General features: G+C 66.7%; 22 protein-coding genes. 13 read left to right on the top strand and 9 right to left on the bottom strand.

All coding sequences use genetic code 11. The annotated features are described in order from the left end of the window. Positions 1–271: 271 nt before the first annotated feature. From K2O50_RS15350 to ribD, 7 genes are read left to right on the top strand one after another with little or no spacing between them, the layout of a single operon-like run. The gene (locus K2O50_RS15350) at positions 272–1,315 is read left to right on the top strand and encodes a methyltransferase (RefSeq protein WP_050705869.1); all 1,044 of its coding nucleotides are present in this window, start codon (positions 272–274) and stop codon (positions 1,313–1,315) included. Then, positions 1,315–2,208: a VOC family protein gene (locus K2O50_RS15345; protein WP_050705868.1), complete on the top strand. Its 894-nt coding sequence runs from the start codon at positions 1,315–1,317 to the stop codon at positions 2,206–2,208. Before K2O50_RS15350 ends, K2O50_RS15345 begins: the two co-directional genes overlap by 1 nt. A 56-nt stretch (positions 2,209–2,264) precedes the next feature. Continuing rightward, positions 2,265–3,275 carry an SUMF1/EgtB/PvdO family nonheme iron enzyme gene (locus K2O50_RS15340; RefSeq protein WP_050705867.1) on the top strand — a complete coding sequence of 337 codons (1,011 nt, stop codon included), beginning with the start codon at positions 2,265–2,267 and terminating at the stop codon, positions 3,273–3,275. 34 nt (positions 3,276–3,309) lie between these two features. Beyond that, positions 3,310–3,906 (top strand): GTP cyclohydrolase II RibA, encoded by a 597-nt coding sequence (gene ribA / locus K2O50_RS15335; RefSeq protein ID WP_028691687.1) that lies wholly within the window; start codon positions 3,310–3,312, stop codon positions 3,904–3,906. Positions 3,907–3,929: 23 nt separating this feature from the next. Beyond that, positions 3,930–5,621, top strand: a complete 1,692-nt coding sequence (locus K2O50_RS15330) for a WD40 repeat domain-containing protein (RefSeq protein WP_050705866.1) — start codon at positions 3,930–3,932, stop codon at positions 5,619–5,621. Between the two features lie 12 nt (positions 5,622–5,633). After that, positions 5,634–6,293: a cyclopropane-fatty-acyl-phospholipid synthase family protein gene (locus K2O50_RS15325; RefSeq protein WP_050705865.1), complete on the top strand. Its 660-nt coding sequence runs from the start codon at positions 5,634–5,636 to the stop codon at positions 6,291–6,293. Then, a complete protein-coding gene (ribD, locus tag K2O50_RS15320) occupies positions 6,290–7,204 on the top strand; it encodes a bifunctional diaminohydroxyphosphoribosylaminopyrimidine deaminase/5-amino-6-(5-phosphoribosylamino)uracil reductase RibD (protein ID WP_050705864.1) in 915 nt (304 codons plus the stop codon). The genes K2O50_RS15325 and ribD overlap by 4 nt, the downstream gene beginning before the upstream one ends. 215 nt (positions 7,205–7,419) lie before the next feature. On the opposite strand, the gene K2O50_RS15315 is transcribed toward ribD, so the two are convergent. Continuing rightward, the gene (locus K2O50_RS15315) at positions 7,420–8,148 is read right to left on the bottom strand and encodes a trans-aconitate 2-methyltransferase (RefSeq protein WP_050705863.1); all 729 of its coding nucleotides are present in this window, start codon (positions 8,146–8,148) and stop codon (positions 7,420–7,422) included. Beyond that, entirely contained in the window at positions 8,145–9,572 is a 1,428-nt protein-coding gene (locus tag K2O50_RS15310) for an MFS transporter (protein ID WP_050705862.1), read from the bottom strand. The genes K2O50_RS15315 and K2O50_RS15310 overlap by 4 nt, the downstream gene beginning before the upstream one ends. Before the next feature lie 134 nt (positions 9,573–9,706). Here K2O50_RS15310 and K2O50_RS15305 point away from each other — a divergent pair, with 134 nt between their 5' ends. Both K2O50_RS15305 and K2O50_RS15300 read left to right on the top strand, forming a co-directional pair. After that, positions 9,707–10,027, top strand: a complete 321-nt coding sequence (locus K2O50_RS15305) for a heavy metal-binding domain-containing protein (protein ID WP_050705861.1) — start codon at positions 9,707–9,709, stop codon at positions 10,025–10,027. 139 nt (positions 10,028–10,166) lie between these two features. After that, positions 10,167–10,355 (top strand): hypothetical protein, encoded by a 189-nt coding sequence (locus K2O50_RS15300; RefSeq protein WP_028691681.1) that lies wholly within the window; start codon positions 10,167–10,169, stop codon positions 10,353–10,355. A gap of 54 nt (positions 10,356–10,409) precedes the next feature. Here K2O50_RS15300 and K2O50_RS15295 read toward each other — a convergent pair whose 3' ends face one another. The 5 genes from K2O50_RS15295 to ribBA form a co-directional block, all read right to left on the bottom strand. Then, entirely contained in the window at positions 10,410–11,558 is a 1,149-nt protein-coding gene (locus tag K2O50_RS15295; protein WP_050705860.1) for an ABC transporter ATP-binding protein, read from the bottom strand. A 19-nt stretch (positions 11,559–11,577) separates the two neighbouring features. Continuing rightward, positions 11,578–12,387 carry an ABC transporter permease gene (locus K2O50_RS15290; protein WP_050705859.1) on the bottom strand — a complete coding sequence of 270 codons (810 nt, stop codon included), beginning with the start codon at positions 12,385–12,387 and terminating at the stop codon, positions 11,578–11,580. 6 nt (positions 12,388–12,393) lie between these two features. Beyond that, a complete protein-coding gene (locus tag K2O50_RS15285; RefSeq protein WP_050705858.1) occupies positions 12,394–13,311 on the bottom strand; it encodes an ABC transporter permease in 918 nt (305 codons plus the stop codon). Then, on the bottom strand, positions 13,308–14,333 hold the full coding sequence (locus K2O50_RS15280) for an ABC transporter substrate-binding protein (RefSeq protein ID WP_050705857.1): 1,026 nt from the start codon (positions 14,331–14,333) through the stop codon (positions 13,308–13,310). The genes K2O50_RS15285 and K2O50_RS15280 overlap by 4 nt, the downstream gene beginning before the upstream one ends. A gap of 220 nt (positions 14,334–14,553) precedes the next feature. Next, a complete protein-coding gene (gene ribBA / locus K2O50_RS15275; protein WP_050705856.1) occupies positions 14,554–15,675 on the bottom strand; it encodes a bifunctional 3,4-dihydroxy-2-butanone-4-phosphate synthase/GTP cyclohydrolase II in 1,122 nt (373 codons plus the stop codon). Positions 15,676–15,753: 78 nt separating this feature from the next. Here ribBA and K2O50_RS15270 point away from each other — a divergent pair, with 78 nt between their 5' ends. After that, positions 15,754–16,047: a DUF1330 domain-containing protein gene (locus tag K2O50_RS15270; protein ID WP_050705855.1), complete on the top strand. Its 294-nt coding sequence runs from the start codon at positions 15,754–15,756 to the stop codon at positions 16,045–16,047. Here the strand turns inward: K2O50_RS15270 and K2O50_RS15265 are convergent, their stop codons facing one another. Then, positions 16,048–17,139 (bottom strand): TerC family protein, encoded by a 1,092-nt coding sequence (locus K2O50_RS15265; RefSeq protein WP_050705854.1) that lies wholly within the window; start codon positions 17,137–17,139, stop codon positions 16,048–16,050. Between the two features lie 159 nt (positions 17,140–17,298). On the opposite strand from K2O50_RS15265, the gene K2O50_RS26670 reads away from it, so the two are divergent. Next, a complete protein-coding gene (locus K2O50_RS26670; RefSeq protein ID WP_050705853.1) occupies positions 17,299–17,541 on the top strand; it encodes a TonB-dependent receptor in 243 nt (80 codons plus the stop codon). Positions 17,542–17,727: 186 nt separating this feature from the next. On the opposite strand, the gene K2O50_RS15255 is transcribed toward K2O50_RS26670, so the two are convergent. Next, a complete protein-coding gene (locus K2O50_RS15255; RefSeq protein ID WP_050705852.1) occupies positions 17,728–19,044 on the bottom strand; it encodes a hypothetical protein in 1,317 nt (438 codons plus the stop codon). Between the two features lie 220 nt (positions 19,045–19,264). Here K2O50_RS15255 and K2O50_RS15250 point away from each other — a divergent pair, with 220 nt between their 5' ends. Together K2O50_RS15250 and K2O50_RS15245 are read left to right on the top strand one after the other, a co-directional pair. Then, positions 19,265–20,479, top strand: coding sequence for a sugar transporter (locus tag K2O50_RS15250; protein ID WP_050705851.1), 1,215 nt, complete (start codon positions 19,265–19,267; stop codon positions 20,477–20,479). A 251-nt stretch (positions 20,480–20,730) separates the two neighbouring features. Next, positions 20,731–21,609 carry a DMT family transporter gene (locus K2O50_RS15245; RefSeq protein WP_050705850.1) on the top strand — a complete coding sequence of 293 codons (879 nt, stop codon included), beginning with the start codon at positions 20,731–20,733 and terminating at the stop codon, positions 21,607–21,609. The last annotated feature ends 12 nt before the right edge of the window (positions 21,610–21,621 follow it).

Here is a 21,621-nt window from a genome sequence, read left to right as displayed (position 1 = left end):
CTCTCCTGGGCCATCCTTTGCGCAGGCAAGTGGGCGAAGGATAGCCCGGATTCGCGGTGAATGGTGCAAGAGTAACGATTATCGATAATAAAATTTATATGCGATAAAAATATAAAAGGTATTAGTTGTATTTATTGAGTCCGCGTCTAGGCTGAATTGCGGAGCCTGTGCTTGCCGGTCCCAGGGAGGGGTGCGTGCAAGTCAATCGACACCTTGCTGGCAAATGCCGGGCATGGGCTCACCCACAATAACTCGACAGGGATGTGAGTGCATGAATGCCCAGAAACCCGTGACCATCTATGAACACGCCGACGAGCTGAACAGTCTGCAAGGCGTGGTCGACCTGGTGAAGCTCTCTGATCAGTACCGCCAGTCCGCCATCCTGCATTCGGCGCTGGCCCAGCGTGTGTTCGACCACACCCGCCAGCCGGTCAGCGCCCAGGCCCTGAGCGATGCGCTGGGTTGGGTGCCGAACAAGGGCCGCATCTTCCTCAACGCGCTGGTGGCCATGGGCCTGTTGAAGCGCACCGCCCAAGGTTTCGAGAACCTGCCGCTGAGCCAGCGTTTCCTGGTCAGCGACAGCGCCGAGTTCATCGGCCCGATCATCGATCACCAGCGCCTGCAGTGGCACAACTGGCCGCGCCTGGACGAGGTGCTGCGCAGCCGCACCTCGCTGGACTTCCAGCAGGAAAACCGCTTCAAGCACGACCTGGCGGCCCGCGACGCCTTCAACGATGCCATGGTCCGCTTCAGCCAGCCCATGGTCGATGTGCTGCGTGACCTGCCGCTGTTCGACAAGGCCCGGCGGGTGATCGACCTGGCCGGTGGCCACGGCACCTACCTGGCCGAGATCGCCAGCCGCAATCCGCAGGTCAAGGGTGAGGTCTGGGACCTGGAACCCACCCGCGAGGCGGCCGCGGCCACCTTCGCCAAGTACCGCCTCGACAGCCGCCTGGGCTTCCATGCCCGCAACCTGCTGGACCTGGCGCAGTACCAGGGCGAGCGGGCCGACGTGGTGATGCTCAACGACTGCCTGCACTATTTCACCCGCGAGCAGGTGCGCACCCTGATCGCCGGCGCCGCCGGCATGGTCGAGGGCGACGGCGCGCTGCTGGTGCTGAGCATGGCCCTGGAGGATGACGAGATCCATCCGGCGCTGTCGGCCGACTTCTCCCTGCACATGATGCTCAACACGGTCAACGGCGAGCTGCACCCGACCCGCTACCTGATCGACAGCATGGCGTCGGCGGGGCTCACCGTGGAGCAGGAGCCGATCGGCCGCTACACCCTGCTGATCGGACGGAGGGCTGCCTGATGCTGCGCTTGTTGGCATTGCATGCCGCGCCGCTCGGCGACGCGGCGGCCCAGGCCCTGGACAGCCTGGGCAGCGCCGCGGCGGCGGCGGGTTTCAGCCTGCAGGTCAGCCAGAAGCCGGCCGGCCAGGGGCCGGTGGACGCGGTCTGCCTGCTGCTCGACAGCGCCACGCCACCGGCGGCGCTGAACACGCTGCTCAACGAGGCCAGCGGGTTGTGCCGCAACACCGCGCTGGTGCTGGTCCGCGTGCAGGGCGCATTGGCGCAGTTGCCGTCTGCCAGCGGCGTGATCGCCCAGTGGCAGCAGGCCAGCCAGGGCTTCCTCTATCCCTACTCGCTGGATATCGGTGCCGGACAGGCGCCGGAGCAGGCAATCAAGGACTGGCTGGCGGGCTTTGCCAAGTTCGCGGCCGCGACCAAGCTGTGGCGCTCGCTCGACGGTCTGGGGCTGGACGAAGCGGCGCGGGCCGCACAGCGCCCCGAGATGAACCACGTCAATATCCTCACCCGCGACCTTGAAGCCTCCAAGGCGTTCTACAGCGACATCCTCGGCGCCAACTACTGCTACAACCTCGGTCCGCGCAAGGCCGTGATGGAGCTCAACGGCTTCGACTTCTTCATCGAGCAGAGCGAGTCGTTCAGCTACCCGACCGGCTACCACATCGGTGTGCGGGCGTTGCCCGAGGATGTGCGGCGCATCGCCGAGCAGGTCACCGCCACCGGCACCATCAAGCTGGTCAAGGGCAACGGCCCGGCACCGGGCTATCACCATGGGCCGGACAACGTGCGCAGCGCCGTCTACTTCGAGGACCCGGATGGCCTGGTGATCGAAGTCTACAGCGCCGAAGTGGAGATGATCGAAAGCAACCCTCGGTTGCTCCTCGACCGCCTCTGATCCCACGTCGTCGCAGGCCTGCCGTTTGGCAGGCCTGTGCCCAGGCAGGTATTTGCATGAACAGCTACAAACAGTGGCATTGGCCACGGCTGCCCAGCCCGCTGCCCAAGGATGTCAGCGACCGGGCATTGATGGGTTACCCAGCGCACTACCAGGAGCATCCGTTGCAGGCGCAAGTCGCCACGGCGCTCGACGATCTGCTCCAGGCGCCGCTGGATGTCTTGCTGACGCTGCTCGAGCAGCCACGCCAACCCCTGGCCCGGCGCATTGCCGCCGGCGAGGTGCTGGCATTGCGCGGCGATCCGCGCATCGACACCTTCGCCCCGCAGATGATCGACATCCCTGCGGCGCGGGTGCACATCGGCCTCGACCCGCGCGCGGTCGAGCAGGTGATGGACCAGTTCGACGGGCTCGGCCTGGACCGCAGCTGGATCGACAAGGAGACCCCGCGCCACGCCGTGGAGCTGGCGGCGTTCCGTATCGCCCGCTTCCCGGTGACGCACCAGGAGTACCGCCAGTTCCTGCTCGACAGCGGGCATGCCGGCATCCCCGACGGCTGGGCGTTCGGCCGCTACCCGCGGCACCACGCCAATCACCCGGTGTACAGCGTCTCGGCCAGTGACGCCGACGCCTACGCCCGGTGGCTCAGCGAACGCACCGGCCGACGCTTCGCCCTGCCCAGCGAAGCGCAGTGGGAGTACGCCGCCGCCGGCCCCGAAGGGCGCCAGTTCCCCTGGGGCGACGCCTACCAGGTCGAGCAGGCCAACACCGCCGAGCTGGGCTACCTGGACAGCACGCCGGTCGGCGTATTCGTCGACGCTGCCTCGCCCTTCGGGGTGCTGGACATGGCCGGCAACGTCGAGGAGTACGTGGCCGAGGACTACCGGCCATACCCCGGCGGCCCGCAGATCGAGGACGACCTGGTGCTCGATGTCGGCACCCACCGCGTGGCCCGCGGTGGCAGCTTCACCCGTTTCCGCGACCTGGCGCGCACCGCGCGCCGCCACGGGCGTTACCCGCGACCGATCTACGTCATGGGCTTTCGCCTGGTTGAAAACCACAACTGAGCTGTTCCGTCTTCCGTGCAAGAGGTCTGATTCCATGAACAAGGATGTTTCGCTTCACACCATCGTGCCGATTTCCATCCTCGGCGGCGACGTCGACGCCCATTTCTTCGGCTTCCACGGCTTCGAGCGTGACCAGGAGCACTTCGCCGTCGGCATCGGCCGCGAGCAGTGCGACGTGCCGTTGGTGCGGGTGCACTCCGAATGCATCACCGGCGATGTGTTCGGCTCGCAGCGCTGCGATTGCGGTCCGCAGCTGCAGGAGGCGCTGCGCACCCTCAAGGAGGTGGGCGGCTACCTGATCTACCTGCGCCAGGAAGGGCGCGGCATCGGCCTGTACTCCAAGTTCGAGGCCTACCTGCTGCAGGACAAGGGCCTGGACACCTATGAAGCCAACCTGCGCCTGAACCACCTGGCCGACTCGCGCTCGTTCGATCCGGCCGTGCAGATCCTGCGGGCCCTGGGCGTGGACCAGTGCCGGTTGCTGACCAACAACCCGGAGAAGGTCGCCCAGTTGCGCGCCGGCGGCATCGATGTGATCGAACAGGTACCCACCGGGGTGTTCCTGACCAATCACAACCGCAACTACCTGCAGGCGAAGGCCGTCAAGTCCAGCCATTCGATCAAGCTCTGACTCCAGCGAAAAAGGATCTTTCGATGAAACACATTGGCCCTATCAGCGGTATCGCCGCCCATGCCGCGCGCTTTGTCGCCACCGCCGGCTACGACAACCAGGTAATCCTGTGGAACGCCGCCACCGGCGAGCCGATCCACCGCGTGCACCACGACCACCTGGCCAACCAGTGCGCGTTCAGCAGTGACGGCAAGCATCTGGTCAGCGCCAGCAGCGACTACACCGCGCGCATCTGGGAAGTGCCGAGCATGCGCCTGAAAGCCGTGCTGCAGGGGCACAACGACGACGTCGAGATGGCGGTGTTCTCGCCCGACAGCCAACGCGTGGCGACCTGCTCGCGTGACCACGTGCTGCGCATCTTCGACCTCGACGGCGTGCAGCTGCAGGCGTTCCATGGCCACCAGGCCGACGTCATCTCGGTGGTCTGGTCGCCGGACGGCCAGCGCCTGATCTCCAGCAGCGACGACGGTACCGTGCGCCAGTGGGACACCCGCAGCGGCCAGCAATGCGACGAGGTGGACATCGGCGGCGTGGAAACCGACACCATCGCCATCACCCGCGAAGGCGTGGTGTTCGCCGGGGACGACGAGGGGCGCATCTCGATCATCGCCCAGGGCCAGGTGCAGACCGTGCCGGCCCATGCCGCCGGGATCAAGCGCATCGTCTGGAACGACGACAAGCGCCTGCTGGTGAGCCTGAGCTACGACCGCTCGGCGATCCTCTGGACCTTCGACGCCGGGCGCAATCTGGTCAAGCGCCGCAGCACCGCGCTGCCGAGCATTGTCTGGCCGCGCAGCTGCGCCTTCGTCGGCGACGAACAACTGGTGTTCGCCACCTTCGGTTCGCGCTACGCCACCTGGAACTACGAGCAGGACCAGTGGCAGGTGTCGGGCATCGAGCCGGCGGTGAGCATCAACGCCGTGGTGCGCAGCGACGAGCGCCAGTACAGCATCGGCGACGCCGGCATCCTGCACCGTGACGACCAGCCGGTGACCAGTGTCGGCAGCCTGTGCAACTTCCTCCTGCCGTTCGGTCCGCTGCTGCTGACCGGCGGCCAGATGGGCCAGGTGTTCGACGGCCTGTCCGGGCGCATGCTCTACCAGCACCGTTCGCCGCTCAACTGCGGCGCCACCTTCGTCAGGAACGGCGAGGACCTGGCGCTGATCGGCACCTATACCGGCGAAGGCCTGGTGTTCGGCCATGACGGCCAGGGCGGACTGCGCCTGGTGGCATCGATCCCCATGCACGACAACGCGATCAAGGGCGTGGCCGCCGACGAGCGCCACCTGTTCAGCGTCTGCGCTTCGGCCGATGCGGCGCTGCACAGCATCGAGGATTTCAGCAGCGTGCGGCATATCGAGGGGGCGCATACGCGCATTTCCAATGGCTGCTGCCCGATCACCGGCGGCTTCGCCAGCATCGGTCGCGACCTCAAGCTGCGCCTGTGGCTGGAGACCGGCGACGAGGTGTTCGATTCGCCGCACCAGCACTCGATCAAGTGCATCGCCGCCTCCGGCGATGGCCGGGTGATCGCCACCGCGGCCTACAACGGTACCGTGGCACTGTTCGACCTGGCCTCGCGGCGCTGGCTGCCCATGCAGCGGCCGACCGCCAGCGGCATTTCCTGCCTGACCCACGACGCCGTCAGCGATGCCTTCCTGGCCAGTTCCTATGACGGGCGCATCTACGGTATCGACGCCCGCCTGGCGTCCTGAAGGAGCAGTACGATGAGCAAGCAAGCAAGCGACTTCATGGCCCAGGGCGACTACCGCAAGGCCCTCGACACTTCGTTCGTGCACCGCTACAGCCATGGCGAGGACGAGTGGTCATGGGACATCGGCATGATCCAGGCGGCCCAGGCCTTCCTGGAACGGCTCGACCCGCGTGCCGACCAGCATGTGCTGGACATCGGCGTGGGCCGTGGCCGTGACGCCTCCACCTTCATCCTCGCCGGGCACCGGGTCACCGGGCTGGATATCGTCGAGAACTCCAGCTGGCCGTTGCTGCGCAAGCGCTGGGGCGATCGCCTGGACCTGGTGAACAAGGCCATGCAGGACTGGCAGCCGGCGCCGGGCACGGTGTTCGACGCGGCCCTGGACAATGGCTGCTTCCACCACCAGCACCCGGATGAGTGGGCTGCGTACCTGGGCCATGTGCGCCGCCTGCTGCGCCCCGGCGCGCTGGTGGGGCTGAACGTGTTCGGGGTCGATGCGGCCCATCCGCAGCCGGGCTGGCGCGAGATGGACAACCAGCGCCAGGGCTACTTCTTCACCGACGACGGCATCCGCCAGACCCTCGAGGCCCATGGCTTCACCTGGCAGGGACTGGAGGTGATCGAGCGCCAGCATGGTGAGGCCCGCTACCTGCTGGCGCTGGTCCGCACGTGAGTGCGATCGATCGCCATTACCTGGACATGGCCCTGGCGCTCGCCAGCCAGGGCCTGTACAGCACCATGCCCAACCCGCGGGTCGGCTGTGTGATCGTCAACGCCGGGCAGGTGGTGGGGCGCGGGTGGCATCAGCGCGCCGGCCAGGCCCACGCCGAAGTGCACGCCCTGCGCGAGGCGGGCACGGCGGCACGGGGGGCGACCGCCTACGTGACCCTGGAACCCTGCGGCCACCATGGGCGCACGCCGCCATGCGCCGATGCCCTGGTGGCGGCGGGGGTGCGTCGGGTGGTCACGGCCAGCGGCGACGTCTCGCAGAGTATCGGTGCGGATCGTCTGCGCGAGGCCGGTATCGTGGTCGAGGCCTTGCCTTGCCCACGGGCACGGGCGCTCAATCGCGGGTTCTTCTCGCGCATCGAGCGCGAGCGCCCGTGGGTGCGGGTGTTGCGTCCGGCGGCGCTGGAGATCGGCGCGCTGGGCGAGGGTGTGATGCTCAGCCATTGCGACGAGCAGACGCCCCTGGCGCACTGGCGGGGCAGGGCTTCGGCGTTGTTGACCACTTGTGACTGGGTGAAGGCCTGCGACACCTCGCTGGTGGCGCAGGTCGCCGGGCAACGAGCCGAACCGGTGGTGCCCTTGCGGGTACTGCTCGACCCGGGGCTGGACTGCCCGGCGTCGGCCAAGGTGCTCGACGGGCGTGCGCCGACGCTGGTGTTGCATGGGGCGCAGGCGAGGCGGGACGGTCGGTATGCCCGTGCGCGTTGCAAGATGCTGGAGGATCCCGGTGCCCTGCAGGTGTTACAGGCGCTGCATGAGCTCGACTGCAACGAAGTCCAGGTCGAGGCTGAGCCGGCGTGGTGCGAGGCCCTGGCGCGCCAGGGGCTGGTGGATGAGTGGTTGGTGCAGGTCTAGCGCCCTCAGGACTTGCGCTGTAATCACGATCACCGGGGCTGCTTTGCAGCCCTTACTCATTGACTTAGCAGGGACCTGTGGGAGCGGCTTTAGCCGCGAACACCGGCGAAGCCGGTGCCATCCACCGCGTTGCTTGCTTCGCGGCTAAAGCCGCTCCCACAGGGTACGCGCTTGCCACTTAATCGTAGTTTTTCTGCGCGTAAGCTTCGATGATCCTAGCGACTGCAGATCAGCCCGACCTGCAGGCTGTTCTGCTCGAACAAGTCCCAATACCCAGGCGGATGCGCCTTCTTGCGGATCCCGCTGATCAGTGGGGCAATCCAGCGCACGTTGCGCAGGCCGACATCGTGGGCGGCCTGTTCGTAGATCGACCTGTCCCAGCGGTAATAGGTGAAGTCCGCAGGCGGTGTACTCATGAACTGCCCCTGGCAGCGCAGGCCGCCTTCCACCGGCTGTTCGTCCAGCACGCGAATGCCGTACTCGGTGAAATTGCCCCGGGCCAGGTCGAAGGCGGGGTTCGCCGTGTAGGCGATCAGCTGTCCGTTCGGCTTGAGGTTGAGGGCGACGCTTTCAAACATGCGGCGTAATTCTTCGACACTGCCGGCGTAGTTGAACAGCCAGGCGGCGGTGACCTTGTCGAACTGGCCGATGCGGCCCATCTGCGCCACGTCGCGCACTTCGTAGGCGATGCCGTCGTTGGCCTGGCGCGCCTGGTAGATCATGCTCGGCGAGATGTCCACGCCGTGCACCCGCGCCGCGCCCCAGTCTTTCAGGCGGCGGCTGAAGAAGCCATGGCCGCAGGCCAGGTCGAGAATCTCGTCGCCGGATACGTCGCCGGCCATGTAGCGAAACGTGTCGACCTCGACCCCGCGCTGGCTGGCGTGGCTGGTGAAGTCTTCGAACTGCTCGCTGATCCGCTCGTAGACTTCCTTGGATTCCTTCATGGGCGCTCCTTGTTTTCAGAGGTGAGGCGCAGCGCCAACGGCAGCGCCAGCAGCGGCGCGCAGGCGAACACGGCGAACAGCCACAGCGCCGCCTGGCGCGCGCCTTGCTCGCCGCCGGGCTCGACCAGTCCGGCGCCGTTGGCGACCAGCCCGGCCAGGGCCGCGGCCAGGGCGGTGGCGTAGAGTTGCACGGTGGTGATCGAGGCCGAGGCGAGGTTTTCCTCGCCGGGGCGCGCGGCCTGCAGCACTCGGGTGAGCAGGTGCGGCCAGCCCAGGCCGATGCCCAGGCCCACGCCGGCCAGGGCCAGGGCGAACAGGGCCAGGCCCGGCGCGCTGGCGATCCAGGCCGGGGTCGGGGTCAGCAGGGCCAGGGCCAGCAGCGCCACGGCCACCACCAGCGGCCCGCCGCGGATCTGCCAGGCGCCGCCATCGCGGTCGCGCCCGGCGCTGGCCAGGGCGCCGACCGTCCAGCCCGCGGCCATCACCGCGGTCAGGTAGCCGGCGGCCAGCGGGCCAAAGCCATGGATGCGCTGCAGGAAGTAGGGCACATAGATTTCAGTGGTGATGGCCGCCACCAGCAGGCACATCATGGCGAACAGCGCGCCCATCGGTTGCTTGAGGCTGTAGGCGCCCGTGGGCAGCAGGTGGTGGCGCGCCCGCGGATCGAGGCGGGCGATCAGCGCGGCGATGGCCAGGCCCGCGACGATGCCGGCCAGGTTGATCCACAAGGTATCGGCCAGGCTGGCCGCGCAGATCGCCAGTACCGAGGCCACCAGGCAGGCGATCAGCCCATAGGCCGGGCGCGCGCCATTGTCGTCCAGGGCCTGGCGCGTCGGCAGGCGCAGGCAGACGATCAGCGCCAGGGCGCCAGCCACCGGCAACAGTGACCAGAACGCCCAGCGCCAGTGCCCGCCTTCGGCGAACACCCCGCCCACGGCCGGGCCGCACAGCGTGGCCACGCCCCACATCGCCGAGACCAGGGCCATGGCGCGGGGCCACAGGCGGCTGTCGAACACCAGGTGGATCAGTGCATAGCTCAGGGCGAACAGGATGCCGCCCCCCAGGCCCTGCACGCTGCGCCCGAGCAGCAGCATCGGCATGCTACCGGCCTGGGCGCAGAGCATCGAGCCAAGGGCGAACACCAGCAGTGCCAGCAGGTAGGCGACCCGTGGTCCGCCACGGGCCAGCAGGCGGGTGGAGAGGGTGGAGCCGATGATCGAGGCGACCACGAACAGGGTGGTGTTCCAGGCATAGAAGGCCAATCCGCCGATCTCGTCGATCACCGTCGGCAGCAGGGTGGTGACGATATAGACATTGATGGCGTGCAGGGCGACGCCGCCGGCCAGGGCGATCGAGCGCAGCGCGTTGCCGCCGCTGAGCAGTTCGCTCCAGCGCGCCGGTGGCTGTTCGGGAATGGCGGTCATGTACGCTCCTTGCGTGGTCCTGCGCTGGGAGTCTAGGAGCCGGAAAAACATTATTCAAGGATTTGCTTGTGTAATTTGGCCGCAGTGGATTTGTTAGGATCATGCTCTTTTGTCTTGTTCCAGGAGCGTCACCCATGATCATCAGCACCACCAGCCAGCTCGACGGCCGTCCGATTGCCGAGTACCTCGGTGTGGTCAGCGCCGAATCGGTGCAGGGGATCAACTTCGTGCGCGATTTCTTCGCACGCTTTCGCGACTTCTTCGGCGGCCGCTCACAAACCCTGGAGGGCGCGCTGAAGCTGGCCCGCGAGCAGGCCACCGAGGAACTCATGGCGCGGGCACGGCAGTTGCAAGCCGATGCCCTGGTAGGCGTGGACTTCGAGATCAGCATGCCGTCGGTACAGGGTGGCATGGTCGTGGTGTTCGCCACCGGCACGGCGGTGCGTCTGAAGTAAGGCCAGTTGCCACTGGTCGGGCCAGGAAATTTTGTCCGGCTGGTCTGCAAATGACCGACTAGTCTCACTTCAACGGACCGCGCTTCACTAGGCAGGCTCATTGCCTGCCGGCACGGTCGCCATTGGAGGGAGACAGGGCATGAGCGAATCCTATTTCGAAGACCTGAACGATGCGTTTCCGATCAACAGCCAGGTGCGCTGCGGCCAGGCGGCCGTGCGCCTGGGCTTTGCCAACATGACCCTGGACGAGTCGGAGCAACTGCAACCGGCGCACCTGCAGCGGGCCAAGAAGGGGCGTTTCACGCCGCGTGTCCCGTCGAAGAAGTAAATCCGCGCTGAATCCCCATCGTGGCGCCCACAGGTCCTGTGGGCGCCGTCGCATTCAATGGGCCCCGGCGCCCTTGCTCAGGTCGCTCTCGGCCCACTCGGTATAGATGCAGGCATCCGCCACCGCCCAGCGCACCCTGACCGGCTGGCCCGGCTGCATGGGTATGCCCGCGGCCGACAGCGCCTTGACTGTCAGTGGGGTGCCGCCCTGGGTGGCGACATGGCAGGTCTGGCTCTCGCCGAGGAACAGCAGCTCGGTCACCGTGGCGCCGACTTCGTTCCAGCCTGCCGGCAGGGGTTCGCGCGTCGCCTGCTCCACGGTCAAGGCCAGGGCCTTTTCCGGGCGCACCATGATCAGCGCCTCCTGCCCGGCGGCCAGCCCCGGTGTCGGGCGCACCGCTACCGGCTGCCCCTCGAAACGTCCCGCATCGTTGCCGTCGGCCGTGAAACGCAGGAAGTTGGAGTTGCCCAGGAACGAGGCGACGAATGCGTTCGGCGGGTTCTGGTAGAGGTCGTAGCCGCTGCCCAGGCCGACAATGCGGCCATGGCTGAAGATGGCGATACGCTGCGACAGGCGCATCGCCTCCTCCTGGTCGTGGGTCACGTAGACGATGGTGATGCCCAGGCGTCGATGCAGCTGGCGCAGCTCGTCCTGCAGGTCTTCACGCAGCTTCTTGTCGAGCGCGCCGAGCGGCTCGTCCATCAACAGGATGCGCGGTTCGTAGACCAGCGCCCGGGCGATCGCCACGCGTTGCTGCTGGCCGCCGGAAAGTTGGGCCGGGTGCCGGTGGGCGAAGGCCTCGAGCCGCACCAGCTTGAGCATGGCATCCACCCGCCGGGCGGTTTCGGCCGCGCCCTGCTTGCGGATCGCCAGGGGGAAGGCAATGTTGTCGCGCACGCTCAGGTGCGGGAACAGCGAGTAGCGCTGGAACACCATGCCGATGTCGCGCTTGTGCGGCGGCACGTTCACCAGCGACTGGCCGTCGACCAGGATCTCGCCGCTGCTCGGCGTCTCGAACCCGGCCAGCATCGACAGGGTGGTGGACTTGCCCGAGCCGCTGGAGCCGAGGAAGGTGAGGAACTCGCCGTCCTGGATCTCGAGGTCGATGTTGTCCACCGCGGCGAAGTCGCCGTAGTGCTTGTTCAGGTTGCGCAGGCTGACCAGGGGCCTGGCGCGTGCGTCGTCTTTCATCACTGCACTCATCGTATTCGTCTCCGGGCGCTCAGGTGTTGCTTGCGTTGCGCCGACGCAGGGCGGCGGCAATGATCATGATCAACAGCGACAGGCCGATCAGCAGCGTCGAGGCGACGGCGATGACCGGGGTCAGGTCCTGGCGCAGGGTGGTCCACATCTTCACCGGCAGGGTCTGCAGTTCGGGGCTGGCCATCATCACGCTGAGCACCACCTCGTCCCACGACACCAGGAAGGCGAACAGGCCGCCGGCGATCATCCCCGGGCGAATCGCCGGAAAGGTCACCTTGACGATCGCCTGCAGGCGCGAGGCGCCGCAGATCACCGCGGCGTCCTCGATCGAGTGGTCGAACAGCTTCAGCGAGTTGATGATCGAGATGATGGTGAAGGGCAGGGCGACGATCACATGACTGACCACGAAGGCCAGCAAGGTGCCGGTGTAGCCGAGCTTGAGGAACAGCGCGTACACCGCCACGGCGATGATCACCAGCGGCACGATCATCGGCAGGGTGAACAGCCCGTAGAGCAGATCCCGCCCCGGGAAGCGCCCGCGCACCAGGGCGAAGGCGCTGGGCAGGCCCAGGGCCACGGCGGTGAAGGTGGTCAGAACGGCGACCTTGAGGCTGGCCAGGGCCGCGTCCATCCACTCGGGGTTGGAAAGGAACTGGCCGTACCATTTGAGCGTCCAGCCCGGTGGTGGGAATACCAGCCACTGCGAAGAGCCGAACGACAGCAGCACGATGAACAGGATCGGCAGCAGCAGGAAAGCCGCGATCGCCCCGGTGGTGAGGTACAGGCCCAGGCGCAGCGGGCGGCCCATGGCGTTGGGGGTCAGAAGCATGGCGGCTTACCTCGCATTGCCGACCGGGGATTCCGGTTGCAGCTTCAGGTAGAAGTAGAAGAGCACCAGGGTGATCGCCACCAGCAACGCGGCGGCGGCGCTGGCCAGGCCCCAGTTGAGGAACGACTGCACCTGCTGGACGATGAACTCGGGCAGCATCATGTTCTGCGCGCCGCCGAGCAGGGCCGGAGTCACGTAGTAGCCGAGCGACATGACGAACACCATCAGCGCGCCGGAGAACAGGCCCGAACGGCACAGCGGGAGGAACACCTTGCAGAAGTTGGTCCACGGGCTGGCGCCGCAGATGGAACCGGCCTGCAGCACCATCGGGTCGATGGCCTGCATGGTCGCCTGCAGCGGCAGGACGATGAACGGGATCATGATGTAGCTCATGCCGATCACCACGCCGGTGAGGTTGTGCACCATTTCCAGTGGCGCGTCGATCACCCCGATCGCCATCAGCGCCTTGTTGATCACCCCCGAGGCCTGCAGCAGCACCAGCCACGAATAGGTGCGCGCCAGCAGGCTGGTCCACATCGACAGCAGCACGATGTTCAGCAGCCAGCGGCCCCAGCCCTTGGGCATCAGGGTGATCGCCCAGGCCAGCGGGAAGCCCAGCAGCACGCTGATCAAGGTGACCAGGCCGGCCACCGAGAAGGTGTTGAACAGCACCCGGGCGTAGGCCGAGTTGGCGAACAGTTGCGCGTAGTTGCCCAGGCCCGGCACCGGTTCGAGCACGCCGCGCAGGAGCAGGCCGATCAGCGGGGCGAAGAAGAACAGGCCAAGGAACAGCAAGGCTGGCAGCAGGTTGCGGCTGCCGCGCCAGCGTTGGCGCAGGGGCGGGCGGCGGATGGTCGCTCCCGGCACGCCGCTGCCGGCGGCGGCACCTTGCGCAGTGTGCAGGGCGTTGATGGCGACTTTCATTTGACCAGCCACTCGTTCCAGCGGGCCGCGATGGCCTGGCCATTCTTCGCCCAGTAGGCGAAGTCCAGGGTCACCTGGTCCTGGGCATGGGCGGTGGGCAGGTTGGGGGCCAGTTCAGGCTTGAGCAGACCGACGCTGTCGAGGTTGACCGGGGCATAGGCGGTGAGGTTGGCGAAGTCGGCCTGGCCTCTGGCGCTGCTGGCGTCGGCCAAAAACTTCATGGCCGCGTCCTTGTTCTTCGCGCCCTTGGGAATGACCAGGAAGTCGGCCATAACCAGGTTCTGCTTCCAGCTTACCCCGACCGGCGCGCCGTCCTGCTGCAGGGCATGCACGCGGCCGTTCCAGAACTGCCCCAGCGCCGCTTCGCCCGAGGCCAGCAGTTGCTGCGACTGGGCGCCACCGCCCCACCAGACGATGTCCTTCTTGATGGTGTCGAGTTTCTTGAAGGCGCGCTCCAGGTCGAGCGGGTAGAGCTGGTCGGCGGGCACGCCGTCGGCCAGCAGGGCCAGTTCGAGCACGCCGGGGCTCGGCCATTTGTACAGGGCGCGCTTGCCGGGGTAGGCCTTGGTATCGAACAGCGCGGTCCAGTCCACCGGCTTGTTCGCGCCGAGCTTGCCTTCGTTGTAGCCAAGCACGAAGGAGAAGAAGAACGAGCCGACGCCGTGGTCGGAGACGAAACGCGGGTCGATCCGCTCGCGCTGGATAGCGCTGAAATCGAGGGGTTCGAGCAGGCCCTCGCTGGCGGCGCGCAGGGCGAAGTCGGCTTCGACGTCGACCACGTCCCACTGCACGTTGCCGCTTTCGACCATGGCCTTGAGCTTGCCGTAGTCGGTGGGGCCGTCCTGCACGACCTTGATGTTGGCGGACTTGGAGAAGGGCTCGGCCCATGCCTGTTTCTGCGCGTCCTGGGTGCTGCCGCCCCAGCTGACGAAGTTCAGGCTGTCGGCCGCCTGGGTGGCCTGGCAGGCCAGGGTCAGCAGGCTGGCGGACAGCACTGCGGTTACTCGTTTGCTCAACAGCATGGTTACGCCCTCGTTGCTTTTTGTTATTCGAGGCGGGCTTCTGTCGCCCGCCAATCGTGTTCGGGGAGCAGCGTCAAACGGGTGGAGCGTGGCCGTATTGTGATTGTAGGTAGGGCCGGCAGAATCAAGGTCTATGGGATGTCATATTATGGTATTCCAAAATTTTGGCAAGAGCTCGGCGTCGACCGGCCATCACCCCGTGGCTACTGCGGATGCGGGGTCAGGTAACCAACCCCGGCTCGAATGGAATGCTCTGCACCACCTCCAGTTCATACCCGGCAAGCCCCGCGTACTTCAGTGGCGGCCCCAGGTGCCGCAGCTTGCCCACGCCCAGGTCCTGGAGAATCTGCGCGCCGGTCCCGACTTGCGAGTACACCTTCGACTGCCCACGCTGGTAGGGGCGTGTCGGCCGGGTCAGTTGCGGCACCCGCTCCAGCAGGGCCTGGGAGGATTCGTGGTTGGCCAGGATCACCACCACCCCGTTGCCTTCGACGGCGACCTTCTGCAGCGCCGCCCACAGCGTCCAGTTGGCGGGGCCGGCGTACTCGGCGCCGACCAGGTCGCGCAACGGATCGATCACGTGCACGCGCACCAGGGTCGGCTGGTCGCGGCGTATATCGCCCATGACCATGGCCATGTGTACGCCGCCTTCGATGTGGTCCTCGTAGGTGACCAGGCGGAAGGTGCCGTGCACGGTGGGCAGCTCGCGCTCGCCGATGCGCTTGATGGTCTGCTCGGTGCTCAGACGGTAGTGGATCAGGTCGGCAATGGTGCCGATCTTGATGCCGTGGCGGGCGGCGAATACCTCCAGGTCCGGGCGGCGGGCCATGCTGCCGTCATCGTTGAGCACCTCGACGATCACCGATGCCGGGGTGAACCCGGCCAGGCGCGCCAGGTCGCAGCCGGCCTCGGTGTGGCCGGCGCGGCTCAGCACGCCGCCTTCACGGGCGCGAAGGGGGAAGATGTGGCCGGGTTGCACCAGGTCCTCGGGGCGGGCATCCGCGGCCATGGCGGCGGCCACGGTGCGCGCCCGGTCGGCGGCGGAAATGCCGGTGGTGACGCCGCTGGCGGCCTCGATGGAAACGGTGAAGGCGGTGCCGAACACGCTGGCATTGCCTGGCACCATCTGTTCCAGGCCCAGTCGCTGGCAGTGTTCGTCGGTGAGGGTCAGGCAGATCAGGCCGCGCGCCTCCCGGGCCATGAAATTGATCGCCTGGGCGTCGCAGCGCTCGGCGGCAATCAGCAGGTCGCCTTCGTTTTCCCGGTCTTCGTCATCCACCAGCAGGACCATCCTGCCCTGGCGGTAGTCCTCGAGGAGTTCTTCGATGCTGTTGAAAGCCATGCTGCACGCTCATGCTGGTCAGGTGGGTTTTATGGTATACCATAATACACAAATGACCGTGCAACAGGAGCGCGACGAATGAAGGCCTACTGGATCGCCCATGTGGATGTCACCGACCCCGAACAGTACCAGCAGTACACCCAGCGCGCCCCGGCGGCCTTTGCCGCCTTTGGCGGGCGCTTCCTGGCCCGGGGCGGACGCAGCGAGGCGATGGAAGGGCGCGCGACGCCACAGCGCAGCGTGGTGATCGAGTTCGACTCCTACGAGCAGGCGGTGGCCTGCTACCGGTCGGACCTGTACCAGGATGCCTGCCGCCATCGCCAGGGCGTGGCGCTGGCCCAGGTGATCATCGTCGAAGGACTCGCCCCTTGATCAGACCCGCAGGTGCGGGTCTTTCTTCTCCGGGTTTTCGCCGGCAGGGCGTGGTGTCGCCGGCTTGTCCGCGGCGGGCGGCGGCGTGTCCTGCACGGCGTCGGTATCGGCGGGTGGCGACTGGTCACGGGTGCGCAGCAGTGACAACAGCACCCCGCCCAGCAGCAATCCGAACGTCACCCCCAGCGATATCCCGGCCGGCACCTTGCCCACCAGCCCGTGCCAGAAGATCTTGCAGCCGATGAAGATCAGCACCAGCGCCAGCGCGTACTTGAGGTAGACGAAGCGGTGCATCAGCGCCGCCAGGGCGAAGTACAGCGAGCGCAGGCCAAGGATGGCGAAGATGTTCGAGGTGTAGACGATGAACGGGTCCTGGGTGATGGCGAAGATCGCCGGCACACTGTCGACGGCGAACACCAGGTCGGCCAGCTCGATCAAGACCAGGGCCAGGAACAGCGGCGTGGCATAGCGGATCGCCCGCGTCGCCCCGGGCGGCGTGAGCTGGACGAAGAAGTGCCGGCCATGCAGCTGGTCGGTGACGCGCATGTGCCGGCGCACGAAGCGCAACACCGGGTTGTTGGCCAGGTCCGGATGGGCGTCGTCCTTCGACAGCGCCATCTTCACCCCGGTGAACAACAGGAAGGCGCCGAACAGGTACAGCACCCAGGCGAAGTGCTGCACCAGCGCAGCGCCCACACCGATCATGATCGCCCGCAGCACCACCACTCCGAGGATGCCCCAGAACAGCACGCGATGCTGGTAGCGGCGGGGGATGGCGAAGAAGCTGAAGATCATCGCCATGACGAACACGTTGTCCATCGACAGCGACTGCTCGACCAGAAAACCCGTGTAGAACTCCAGCGCCGGCTGCGCGCCCAGCTCAAACCAGACCCACAGGCCGAACAGCACGCCGACGCTGAAGTAGCCCGAGTACAGCAGCAGGCTTTCGCGCATCTCGATCTCGCGGTCCTGGCGGTGCAACACACCCAGGTCGAGGACCAGCAAGGCGATGACGATGGTGATGAAGACCAGCCACAACCAGGCGCTGGTGCCGAGAAAAGGCGTGAAGAGGAAATGCTGCAGAGCCGTCATGAGCCCCTCCTTGATTGTCGACGTTGCAAGGCAACAGTGATTCCGACATGGCGGCGCAAACCGTCAGAGGGGCCCGGCATCACATGATCTTGAGCCTAGTCGCGATCGCCGGGCTTGCCGAATGGCAGGCTGTTACATTTCTTTGCCTGGGTCCAATTAATGCGAAATATTCGCATCGTAAAGATTCTGGGATGCGCCACCGCCATCACCAATAGCGCGTACGGCGAGACCATTCGCTACACCCAGTCCGACTACCTGACCCTGGACGCCATGGCCAGGTACCAGGTGACCGAGCAGTTGTCGGTGACCCTCAACGGCAACAACCTGACCGACAGGAAATACTTCAACAACCTGGGCTTCTACAGCGGGGGCTACTACGGGATCCGCGCAATTTCATGCTGACTACGCGTTACGCGTTCTGACGGGTGCGCTCGTCCTCATGGGAAAACATGATTCATTGATGTGACTACTGCGTGGGAGCGGGCTTGACCCGCGATTCGGTGTAAGGCACCGGCTTCGCCGGTGATCGCGGGTCAAGCCCGCTCCCACGCAGGTCATGCTTTCAGCTCCATTCCCGGCGCCGCCGACCTACCAGGCCAGCGGCTGCTCGAACCCCTTCCAGCACACCCAGCGCCGTACCTCGCCATGCGCCCCGGTGCCGATCTGCCATTGCGGCCGGCCGCTGTCCAGGGCAATCAGTGAAATGAAGCCGGCATGGCTGGCCACCGCCAGGGTGCGGCCATCGGCGCTGATGTCCATGGCACTGATGGTCGAGCCGAGGTAGTGCTGCCAGTGCTCGCTGCCGTCCTCGCCGAAGGCACGCAGGTAGCCATGGGCGTCGCCGACGATGTACTCGCCGTCGCGGGTGACGCCTGCGTAGATTCGCGCGCCATCCTGCAACAGCGGCGTGCGCGGGTCCTCGCTGTAGAAGCCGGTATCCAGTCCCTGCAGGTCGGCCACCCGCACGCCGACGGTGCCGCCCCGGTAGAAGTGGCAGGCATTGAGGATCAGTTGGTCGCCACGCCGGTTGAACAGGGCGAAGTGCGGGTATTCGCTGGCCGGGCCGACTTCGGCGATGGGTTTGAACTGCTCGTCCAGCACCAGGTGTCGGCCGCATTGTTCGCCCAGGGCGATCAACCGGCCATCCGGTGACAGCGCGGCATGCTCCATGGCCAGGCCCAGGACGATATCGTCCGGGTCGGTGCCCCGGCGCAGGTCGTCGAGAATCTCGTCCTCTCGTGGCAGCAGGCGCGTGGCGCCGTCGGCGGCGAGCACGAAGATGCCGTCGCTGCTGACCAGCAGGACCCGCTGGCCATCGGGGAAGGGCAGCAGCGCGGTGGGTATCGGCGGCAGGTCGAGGGGGTCGAACGGGTAGCCGGCGGGCAACCCTTCCAGGCCATGGGGCCAGGCCAGCCTGGCCACCTGCGGGCCGCCCCAGCCATCGGTCACGCGCACCCCTTCGGCATTGGCCAGGGCGTAGTAGCGCCGTTGCGGGCAGCGGCCGAAATGCTCGACGCCGATCACCGGGGTGACGCCCTGGTCGTCGATGCGCAGCACCTGCCCCCGGTCGAACGGCATGCCGATGCGTGCCAGCAGGCTGCCGTCGTCGAGCAGCAGCAGGTTGCCGATGCCCTGGGCCTGTTCCTCGAACAAGGGCACCAGCGGCAAGTGCGCCGGCGGCCAGGCCTCGCGGAACAGCTGGCGCTGTGCCGGGTCGACGCCGGGCCGGTTGATGGCCCGCAGCGCCGCCAGCCAGGCGTCGAGCAGGTGTTCGGTGGTCGGTGCCTGCGGCTCCTCCAGATTGTCCCAGCCTTGCGCACGGCCCTGCGCGACATAGCGGTTGATGGCCTCGGCGTGGGCGATGACCGCCTCGCGCCACTGCTGCTGGGGGTGCTGCTTGTCCATGGGCGGATCGAACTCCTTGTTCCGCGGGGTGGGTGGCCATGCAACAAAATGGTGCATGGAAGCGCGCATGGTACTCCGTCCGCGCCCGTGGTTGTGAGGCCCGGGCTTGATGCGTACCATGCTGGGCATCCTTCCAATAATCAAACGTGCGTCACCGGCCTGGCACCTGGGCAGGCGATGCGCGTCCTGTTGCCTTGCCCGCGGAGAAAAACCTCTTCACATGAATGGACCCGTACCCACCTCAATGCCCCCCACAGCCGGCAACGGCAGCTGGCTGAGCGTCATCGCCCTGGCCCTGGCGGCGTTCATCTTCAATACCACCGAGTTCGTCCCGGTGGCGCTGCTCAGCGATATCGGCCGCAGCTTCGAGATGACCACCGCGCAGGTCGGCCTGATGCTGACCATCTATGCCTGGGTGGTGGCGCTGGCATCGCTGCCGATGATGCTGATGACCCGCAACATCGAGCGCCGGCGCCTGCTGCTGCTGGTGTTCCTGGTGTTCATCGCCAGCCACCTGCTGTCGTGGTTGTCGCAGAGTTTCGCCATGCTGCTGGTCAGCCGCATCGGCATCGCCCTGGCCCACGCCGTGTTCTGGGCCATCACCGCGTCGCTGGCGGTGCGCGTGGCGCCGCCCGGCCAGCAGGCCAAGGCGCTGGGCCTTTTGGCCACCGGCACCACCCTGGCGATGGTCATGGGCATCCCGCTGGGGCGGGTGGTGGGCGAGGCGCTGGGCTGGCGCATCACCTTCCTGTGCATTGCCGGGGTGGCGCTGGCGACCATGCTGTGCCTGATGAAGTCGCTGCCGCTGCTGCCGAGCCAGAACTCCGGCTCGCTGCGCAGCCTGCCGGTCCTGTTCAAGCGCCCGGCGCTGGTGATCACCTACCTGCTGGTGACGCTGGTGATCACGGCGCAGTTCACCGCCTACAGCTACATCGAACCGTTCGCCCTGCACGTGGCGCAGATCGGCGGCGAGCGCACCACGCTGCTGCTGCTGATGTTCGGTGGCGCCGGGGTGTTCGGGTCAGTGCTGTTCAGCCGCTACAGCGAGCGCTTCCCCCATGGCTTCCTGGTGGGTGCCATCGGTGCGCTGGCCGTCTGCCTGTTGCTGCTGTTGCCGCTGTCGGGCAACTTCCCGGTATTCGCCGGGCTGAGCATGGTCTGGGGCGTGGCGATCCTCAGCTTCAGCCTGGCCTTGCAGTCCAAGACCCTCAAGCTCGCCTCGGATGCCACTGACGTAGCCATGGCGCTGTTCTCGGGGATCTACAACATCGGCATCGGCGGCGGCGCGCTGCTGGGCAGCATCGTCAGCAGCCAGCTGGGCGTGGCGCATATCGGCCTGGTCGGTGGCGGCGTGGCGGTGGTCGGCCTGCTGCTGGCGGTGGCCAGTACCCGACGCTTTCGCGAAGCACTGACAGGGGCTCCCGGCCAAGCGTGAGCCGGGCCGCTGTGCAGCCCTTTTGCGACACGAGCCCGCGCAGACGATGTTCAACCTTTTAGCTCTGCGCGACGGCGTAGCCAAAAGGGCTGGGTAATGTCCTGCTGAAGCTGAACAACACGTTGGCAAAAGTGGTCGATCAGCGAACAGAATGTACCAGTTGGACCACAAGGCTTTGTCGCGCTCGCGGGTTCTCTTCTAGAATCCGCCCATGCCCCGACACCATGCCGGGGCCATCGCCCGAGAGCCTCATGAGTTCCAGTTCGCCGCTGTCCGGAGTCAACCAGCCGTTGCGCGGCATCGCCCTGGTGGTGGTGGCCACCTTCCTGTTCGCCAGCCACGACGCACTGTCGAAATTCCTCGGTGGGATCTACCCGATCATCATGGTGGTCTGGGTGCGTTACCTGGTGCACACCCTGCTGATGGCCGGGATCTTCCTGCCCAAGGCGGGCCTCGCGGTGCTGCGTACCCGCCGGCCGTTGCTGCAGACCCTGCGCGCGCTGAGCCTGCTCAGCACCAGCCTGCTGTTCACCGCCGGGCTGCAGTACCTGCCGCTGGCGGAGGCGACCTCGGTCAACTTCCTCGCGCCGGTGCTGGTCACCGCACTGTCGGTGCCGCTGCTCAAGGAGCGAGTGACGCCAGGGCAGTGGGCGGCGGTGGTGCTGGGCTTCATCGGCGTGCTGGTGGTGGTGCACCCGGGCGGGGCGATGTTCACCCCGGCCATCCTGTTCCCCTTCGGCTCGGCGCTGGGGTTCTGCTTCTACCAGTTGCTGACGCGCAAGCTGGCGGCCCACGACAGCCCGACCACCAGCAACTTCTACGCAGGGTTGTGCAACACCCTGATCATGACGGCGCTGGTACCGTTCTTCTGGCAGGTGCCGCAATGGCCCCATGTGCCGCTGATGCTGGCGCTGGGCGGCTGCGGGATGACCGCGCACCTGTTGCTGACCCAGGCGTTCCGCCATGCCGCGCCGGCGTTGCTGGCGCCGTTCAGCTATTGCCAGATCGTGTTCGCCGGGTTGCTGGGGCTGGTGGTGTTCGGCCAGGTGCCGGACGGCACCAGCCTGGTCGGCATCGCGGTGATCTGCCTCAGCGGGCTGGGGGCGGCCTGGATGCAGCGGCGAGCCTGAGGGGCATGCCCC

The sequence above is a fragment of the Pseudomonas sp. 2hn genome (assembly GCF_019646095.1).
GTDB classification, from domain to species: Bacteria; Pseudomonadota; Gammaproteobacteria; order Pseudomonadales; family Pseudomonadaceae; genus Aquipseudomonas; species Aquipseudomonas peradeniyensis.
This window is presented reverse-complemented; position numbering and strand designations above follow the sequence as displayed.

Bases quoted from the DNA above. Each gene is read 5' to 3' on its own strand.
- ribBA (WP_050705856.1), bottom strand. From the start codon at position 15,675: ATGGCTTTCAACAGCATCGAAGAACTCCTCGAGGACTACCGCCAGGGC.
- K2O50_RS15330 (WP_050705866.1), top strand. From the start codon at position 3,930: ATGAAACACATTGGCCCTATCAGCGGTATCGCCGCCCATGCCGCGCGC.
- K2O50_RS15245 (WP_050705850.1), top strand. From the start codon at position 20,731: ATGAGTTCCAGTTCGCCGCTGTCCGGAGTCAACCAGCCGTTGCGCGGC.
- K2O50_RS15300 (WP_028691681.1), top strand. From the start codon at position 10,167: ATGAGCGAATCCTATTTCGAAGACCTGAACGATGCGTTTCCGATCAAC.
- K2O50_RS15340 (WP_050705867.1), top strand. From the start codon at position 2,265: ATGAACAGCTACAAACAGTGGCATTGGCCACGGCTGCCCAGCCCGCTG.
- K2O50_RS26670 (WP_050705853.1), top strand. From the start codon at position 17,299: ATGCGAAATATTCGCATCGTAAAGATTCTGGGATGCGCCACCGCCATC.
- K2O50_RS15285 (WP_050705858.1), bottom strand. From the start codon at position 13,311: ATGAAAGTCGCCATCAACGCCCTGCACACTGCGCAAGGTGCCGCCGCC.
- K2O50_RS15310 (WP_050705862.1), bottom strand. From the start codon at position 9,572: ATGACCGCCATTCCCGAACAGCCACCGGCGCGCTGGAGCGAACTGCTC.
- K2O50_RS15345 (WP_050705868.1), top strand. From the start codon at position 1,315: ATGCTGCGCTTGTTGGCATTGCATGCCGCGCCGCTCGGCGACGCGGCG.
- K2O50_RS15295 (WP_050705860.1), bottom strand. From the start codon at position 11,558: ATGAGTGCAGTGATGAAAGACGACGCACGCGCCAGGCCCCTGGTCAGC.
- K2O50_RS15305 (WP_050705861.1), top strand. From the start codon at position 9,707: ATGATCATCAGCACCACCAGCCAGCTCGACGGCCGTCCGATTGCCGAG.
- K2O50_RS15290 (WP_050705859.1), bottom strand. From the start codon at position 12,387: ATGCTTCTGACCCCCAACGCCATGGGCCGCCCGCTGCGCCTGGGCCTG.
- K2O50_RS15255 (WP_050705852.1), bottom strand. From the start codon at position 19,044: ATGGACAAGCAGCACCCCCAGCAGCAGTGGCGCGAGGCGGTCATCGCC.
- K2O50_RS15265 (WP_050705854.1), bottom strand. From the start codon at position 17,139: ATGACGGCTCTGCAGCATTTCCTCTTCACGCCTTTTCTCGGCACCAGC.
- K2O50_RS15350 (WP_050705869.1), top strand. From the start codon at position 272: ATGAATGCCCAGAAACCCGTGACCATCTATGAACACGCCGACGAGCTG.
- K2O50_RS15280 (WP_050705857.1), bottom strand. From the start codon at position 14,333: ATGCTGTTGAGCAAACGAGTAACCGCAGTGCTGTCCGCCAGCCTGCTG.
- ribA (WP_028691687.1), top strand. From the start codon at position 3,310: ATGAACAAGGATGTTTCGCTTCACACCATCGTGCCGATTTCCATCCTC.
- K2O50_RS15250 (WP_050705851.1), top strand. From the start codon at position 19,265: ATGAATGGACCCGTACCCACCTCAATGCCCCCCACAGCCGGCAACGGC.
- K2O50_RS15325 (WP_050705865.1), top strand. From the start codon at position 5,634: ATGAGCAAGCAAGCAAGCGACTTCATGGCCCAGGGCGACTACCGCAAG.
- K2O50_RS15270 (WP_050705855.1), top strand. From the start codon at position 15,754: ATGAAGGCCTACTGGATCGCCCATGTGGATGTCACCGACCCCGAACAG.
- K2O50_RS15315 (WP_050705863.1), bottom strand. From the start codon at position 8,148: ATGAAGGAATCCAAGGAAGTCTACGAGCGGATCAGCGAGCAGTTCGAA.